Origin of the sequence: Aeromonas sp. QDB14 (assembly GCF_027707845.1) — a bacterium.
Taxonomy (GTDB): domain Bacteria; phylum Pseudomonadota; class Gammaproteobacteria; order Enterobacterales; family Aeromonadaceae; genus Aeromonas; species Aeromonas caviae.
In genome coordinates this window covers 1-5,963 of sequence record NZ_JAPCJD010000130.1, presented here as the reverse complement: position 1 = coordinate 5,963, position 5,963 = coordinate 1, and the positions used below count along the sequence as shown (strand labels likewise).

Genomic DNA, 5,963 nt, shown 5'->3' with positions numbered 1-5,963 from the left:
TTGAATGGGTTCATGTGCAGCTCCATCAGCAAAAGGGGATGATAAGTTTATCACCACCGACTATTTGCAACAGTGCCGTTTACTCATATATACTTTAGATTGATTTAAAACTTCATTTTTAATTTAAAAGGATCTAGGTGAAGATCCTTTTTGATAATCTCATGACCAAAATCCCTTAACGTGAGTTTTCGTTCCACTGAGCGTCAGACCCCGTATAGTGTTTTGCAGTTTAGAGGAGATATCGCGATGCATACGCGGAAGGCAATAACGGAGGCGCTTCAAAAACTCGGAGTCCAAACCGGTGACCTCTTGATGGTGCATGCCTCACTTAAAGCGATTGGTCCGGTCGAAGGAGGAGCGGAGACGGTCGTTGCCGCGTTACGCTCCGCGGTTGGGCCGACTGGCACTGTGATGGGATACGCGTCGTGGGACCGATCACCCTACGAGGAGACTCTGAATGGCGCTCGGCTGGATGACGAAGCCCGCCGTACCTGGCTGCCGTTCGATCCCGCAACAGCCGGGACTTACCGTGGGTTCGGCCTGCTGAATCAATTTCTGGTTCAAGCCCCCGGCGCGCGGCGCAGCGCGCACCCCGATGCATCGATGGTCGCGGTTGGTCCGCTGGCTGAAACGCTGACGGAGCCTCACGAACTCGGTCACGCCTTGGGGGAAGGATCGCCCGTCGAGCGGTTCGTTCGCCTTGGCGGGAAGGCCCTGCTGTTGGGTGCGCCGCTAAACTCCGTTACCGCATTGCACTACGCCGAGGCGGTTGCCGATATCCCCAACAAACGGTGGGTGACGTATGAGATGCCGATGCTTGGAAGAGACGGTGAAGTCGCCTGGAAAACGGCATCGGATTACGATTCAAACGGCATTCTCGATTGCTTTGCTATCGAAGGAAAGCCGGATGCGGTTGAAACTATAGCAAATGCTTACGTGAAGCTCGGTCGCCATCGAGAAGGTGTCGTGGGCTTTGCTCAGTGCTACCTGTTCGACGCGCAGGACATCGTGACGTTCGGCGTCACCTATCTTGAGAAGCATTTCGGAACCACTCCGATCGTGCCTCCGCACGAGGCCGTCGAGCGCTCTTGCGAGCCTTCAGGTTAGAGGCCGTCGACAATGATAATCTGGATCAACGGACCTTTCGGCGCCGGAAAGACGACGCTCGCTAAGCGGCTGCGCGATCGGCGTTCCAAATCGCTGATCTTTGACCCCGAGGAAATCGGGTTCGTGGTGAAAGAAACGGTCCCCATGCCAGCGAGCGGAGACTATCAGGATCTCCCCTTGTGGAGGGGACTTACGATCGCGGCGGTCAGGGAGATTCGAAGGAATTACTCGCAGGACATCATCATCCCAATGACGCTCGTGCACCCGGACTATCTGACTGAGATACTCGACGGGGTAAGGCGGATCGACGATCAGCTGCTGCACATCTTTCTGACGCTCAACGAGGACCTATTGCGTCACCGGATCGCGAACCAGACCATGCATCCTGACCCGAATCGAAATGCGGAGATTCGAGAGTGGCGATTAGCGAATGTCGCCCGATGCTTGGCCGCAAGGGAACGGCTTCCATGCACAACCCGTGTTCTCGATAGTGGTGCACACACCAGCGATGAACTCGCAGCGATGGTGCTCGACGGAATCGATGGGCGCACCTGATCGCCTTCGACGCCTGCGCAAAGCGTAGCGCGAGGGTGGCGGGCTCACGACCAAACGCCCAGAGGTCGATCATCGCAGGGATGTTTGGCTTTGTGGTGCGGACGACGGGACTCGAACCCGTACTCTCACAGAGAAGCAGATTTTCGTACCACCTCGACTTTCGCCGCCGTCTGATGACGTTCGTGGTCTGGACTGTCCCTTCGCCATTGCCCGAAGGCTTTAGGCGCCGCCCGTCCAGTCTCTACACCTTCCCCCGAAGGGGCTTGGCTCGGGATTGGCTTAGGGTATTGCCCGTTAGCGTTCCCCGACTTTGAGCGGTTCTACTCCGCGGATTTCCCCGCGGGCACTCCAATTTTAAAGTCTGCTGCGTCTACCGATTTCGCCACGTCCGCCTTTTTTCGCCGTTCCTAGCGCTCGTGCGATGCACCTATGTTGCACCTAGCGCCGAATCGTTCTTCGTCATCCTGAAAAACCACGTCTCCTAAAGCCTTGCATAGCTTATCTTTTCTCCACCACGAACTTTTTTGTGGGATGGTAGAAAAAAAGACTTTTTAAGTCCGCTGGCTTGCCAGGCCTTGTTAGCTTGTACGGTCATGGTTATCGGGTAAAGAATATTGACGGCATCGCTGGTGTCGGTGGCTGAAAAGCCGGCTCCCATCAGGGCAATAGCCATTTCAGATGCAGGCGTACAGGGCAATGGTCAACAGCTACAGCCTGTCTGACGATTCCGGCGTCATGGCTGCGGCGGCTATCACGCATTTTTTGTTCGGTCAGGCGGTGTTTTCGTACCTCAATGGTTGGAGCGTGTTGATCGGACCTGGTACAGGTTTGGACAGCACGGGCTGCAAATACGCAAGGGATTTAATGGGCCTGGTGGCGTTCACGGCTTTTATCGTGACGTTTCTGTTCAGGGGCTACTCATAATCTCGTGGCTCGGCGGTTCCCGGCACACCATGACAGTAAGGAAGGACCCTGTGTCTCAACTCTCCCAGCTTCGAAGCCCCGCCGCCGTGCAGGCTGCCATCGATGAGTTCGTGCAACTGGGCCGCACGAAATTCCTGGCGCGCCACGGCTACGGCAAGTCCCGCGACTTCCTGGTACGTGATCCGAAGACCGGCACCGATTGCGATTCCAAGGCCATCGCCGGTGTGGCCTTCGGCAAGCAATTTCCCGAGCAGGGCCCGCTCACTGCTGACAGCTTCTCCGGTGGCGAGACGACCGTCGTTCCGGCGCTGACGCGGCTCGGGTTTCGCATCATTCGCATCGGCGAAGACTGGTCCGAAGAAGAGGTCCTGGCCACGGTCGAAGACTATTTCGACATGCTGCGTGCCGAGGCGGCTGGGGAGCCGTACCACAAGTCCGAGCACAACCAGGCACTGCGCCAACTGCTGAACGGTCGCAGCAAGTCTTCAGTCGAGCTCAAGCACCAGAACATTAGCGCCGTACTCGATGCCCTGGGCCTGCCCTATATCAACGGCTACAAGCCACGCGGCAACAGCCAACTGCTGCTGCGTAAATCCGTACACGCCTACGTTCTGGAACATCAGCAGACGGTCGGCGCTCTTGTCGATGCCCTGGAGGAGGTAAAACTTCCGGGTGACAAAACCTACCGAGCGGCTTTGGTAGAACCACCCGCCCGTGAAGTGCTTGTGCGTACCCCGGCATCTCTACGGCAACGCCTACCGCGAAAGTTCGATTATGCCGCTCGCGATGAAGCCAACCGCAAGCTGGGCCGGGCAGGGGAGCAGTGGGTGATTGGCTACGAACAGCAACGCCTGACCGAGCTCGGCCACCCAGAGCTTTTTCAGCGGCTGGATTGGGTGTCCGACACCCAGGGAGACGGTGCGGGGTTCGACATCCTGTCGTTCGAAGAGGACGCCCATGAGCGCTTCATCGAGGTGAAAACCACCAATGGCGGGGTAGGCTCGTCTTTCTTGGTCAGCCACAACGAACTCGAATTCTCCAAGGAGGCGGGCGATCAATTCCATCTGTATCGCGTGTTCCAGTTTCGGGACGGTCCGCGCCTGTTCACGCTACCCGGCGACCTCAGCCAACATGTGCATCTCAAGCCGACGGACTACCGGGCGAGTTTCCGGAGTTTGGTGGGGTAAAGGCAGGGTTCTGTTGAGCCGAATGGCTGTGTGCGGCCGATTCTGTTGAAAAAGTAGCGGCCTCCCCATGCCGTTGGCAAAATTGCTTTGTCAGCGAGCGTGGGGGCGAACAGCATGATGGGACAGTTACCGGGAGGACAGCAGCGCCTGTTCTACTCGTTCAATCTGGAAGATCACGTCCCGGCCCAACATCTCCTGCGCAGCATCGACCAGTGCTTGGATCTCAGTGATCTACGTGCCTACCTGGCAGATTTCTATAGCCCCATCGGGCGTCCCTCGATTGACCCGGAGTTGATGGTGCGCATGCTGGTCGTCGGCTACTGCTATGGCATTCGTTCCGAGCGGCGATTGTGCGAAGAGGTGCACCTGAACCTGGCCTATCGCTGGTTCTGCCGGTTGGGTCTGGAAGACGAAGTCCCCAATCACTCGACCTTCTCGAAGAATCGCCATGGGCGTTTTCGTGACAGCGATCTATTCCGCTGGTTATTCAATGAGGTGCTGCGGCGCTGCATGGCAGCCGGCCTAGTCAAGGGTGAAGGTTTCGCCGTCGACGCCAGCATCATTAAGGCGGATGCCAGCCGGCAACGTGGGGTGGCGGGAGATGAGGTCGATTGGAACGATCCAAAGCTCAGCAGCCGCGCAGTGCGCGAGTACCTCGAAGCCCTTGATGAAGAGGCGCTGGCTGAGGCTCTTCCCAAGAAAATTTCGCTCACTGATCCTCAGTCCCGTTGGACAGCAGCGCCAGGTGGCCCGGCCTTTTTTGCCTACTCCACGAATTACCTGATCGACACTGAGCACGGTGTGATCATGGACGTGGAAGCTACCCCGGCGCACCGTACCGCCGAAGTCGATTCGACTAGGACGATGGTCGAGCGTGTCGAGGCGCAGTTCGATCTCACACCGGAACGCCTTATCGGCGATACCGCTTATGGCACCGCCCCGATGCTGGCCTGGATGGTCGAAGAAAAGGACATCGAACCGCATGTGCCGGTGTGGGACAAGACCGAGCGCAAGGACGACAGCCTCTCCAGTAACGACTTTCACTGGAGTCAGGACGCCAATGAATATCGCTGCCCAGCCGGCAAACCGCTACGCAGTGAATGGCGCGCCTTCACCCAGCAAAGGTCGCGGGTAACTAAGGCCAAAACCGTCATTTACCGCTCCAGCCAAACCGACTGCGCCACCTGCCCGTTGAAAGCGAAATGCTGCCCCAACACGCCGAATCGGAAGATCGTCCGCAGCATCCATGAGGCTGCCCGCGACGTGGCTCGACGCATCGCCAAGACACCGGAGTACCTCGTCTCTCGCTGCGAACGAAAGAAGGTGGAGATGCTTTTCGCCCACCTCAAACGGATCATGAAACTCGACCGTTTACGACTGCGTGGCCTAACGGGTGCCACTGACGAATTCACCTTGGCTGCGATGGTGCAGAACCTGCGCCGCATGGCCAAGCTTTTGCCTCAAGGGCCACCGCTGACGGGATAGGTATGCCTGCTACGAGCAGAAACCCTCAAATTAACCCTTAAACCTGAGCAAGGACGCTCAGTGAAACGCCGGAAGGCAACTTGAAGTGGCTTGCAGCCACTTCGACAGCAGGCACACCTGATCGGCAGGCTGCCGCTAAAGCTACTTTTTCAACAGAATCGGCCGATTTGTGCCGGTCGTCAAGGACCGCTTCGGATCACTCTCAACCGGATCGCGGGCCAGCTGATTTGCTAAAACCCGCGCCAAACTCAACGAAGGATTTCGCATGATCCGTTTTTTTTGGCGATCACGCTCGGCCTGATGGTTGGCTGCTCGTCGAGTTCAAGTTCGATCTGATCAGTGAGCGGTAGCGCAAGTGGATCGCCTCAGCCAAGCAGCGTTGTTGCCGGCGGCCGGAAGAAAGCCTTGAACTAGTAGCGGAAAGGATGAAACTTTATTTTTACGATTCTCAGCATTTTCCAAGGTTGAGCGAAAATTAGGATGATACTTTAATGATTCCGGCCTCCATCCCCACAAAACGCTTGCAGATGGCAGAATTGAAATAAGTCATTGTTTTAAATGGATTTTTGCAGGAATTGCTACGTTGCAGGGTCCTGTAGTTAGGATGACACTTTATTTTCCTCCCACAGGCCTCGTGATACGCCTATTTTTATAGGTTAATGTCATGATAATAATGGTTTCTTAGACGTCAGGTGGCACTTTTCG

Annotated in this window: 6 protein-coding genes; 5 read left to right on the top strand and 1 reads right to left on the bottom strand. The window is 56.6% G+C overall.

Going from position 1 to position 5,963, the window contains the following annotated elements; genetic code table 11:
• The first annotated feature begins 246 nt into the window (after nucleotides 1–246).
• Nucleotides 247–1,107, top strand: a complete 861-nt coding sequence (gene aac(3)-IId, locus PG887_RS21610; protein ID WP_000557454.1) for an aminoglycoside N-acetyltransferase AAC(3)-IId — start codon at nucleotides 247–249, stop codon at nucleotides 1,105–1,107.
• Between the two features lie 12 nt (nucleotides 1,108–1,119).
• Nucleotides 1,120–1,662: an AAA family ATPase gene (locus PG887_RS21605; protein WP_000587837.1), complete on the top strand. Its 543-nt coding sequence runs from the start codon at nucleotides 1,120–1,122 to the stop codon at nucleotides 1,660–1,662.
• Between the two features lie 481 nt (nucleotides 1,663–2,143).
• On the opposite strand, the gene PG887_RS21600 is transcribed toward PG887_RS21605, so the two are convergent.
• Nucleotides 2,144–2,335 (bottom strand): hypothetical protein, encoded by a 192-nt coding sequence (locus PG887_RS21600; RefSeq protein ID WP_000951934.1) that lies wholly within the window; start codon nucleotides 2,333–2,335, stop codon nucleotides 2,144–2,146.
• Nucleotides 2,336–2,358: 23 nt separating this feature from the next.
• Here PG887_RS21600 and PG887_RS21595 point away from each other — a divergent pair, with 23 nt between their 5' ends.
• The 3 genes from PG887_RS21595 (at nucleotide 2,359) to PG887_RS21585 (ending at nucleotide 5,258) form a co-directional block, all read left to right on the top strand.
• A complete protein-coding gene (locus PG887_RS21595) occupies nucleotides 2,359–2,586 on the top strand; it encodes a hypothetical protein (protein ID WP_000248278.1) in 228 nt (75 codons plus the stop codon).
• A 50-nt stretch (nucleotides 2,587–2,636) separates the two neighbouring features.
• Nucleotides 2,637–3,773: a DUF3883 domain-containing protein gene (locus PG887_RS21590; protein ID WP_000080861.1), complete on the top strand. Its 1,137-nt coding sequence runs from the start codon at nucleotides 2,637–2,639 to the stop codon at nucleotides 3,771–3,773.
• Nucleotides 3,774–3,887: 114 nt separating this feature from the next.
• The gene (locus PG887_RS21585) at nucleotides 3,888–5,258 is read left to right on the top strand and encodes an IS1182-like element ISCfr1 family transposase (protein ID WP_000971921.1); all 1,371 of its coding nucleotides are present in this window, start codon (nucleotides 3,888–3,890) and stop codon (nucleotides 5,256–5,258) included.
• Nucleotides 5,259–5,963 lie beyond the last annotated feature (705 nt).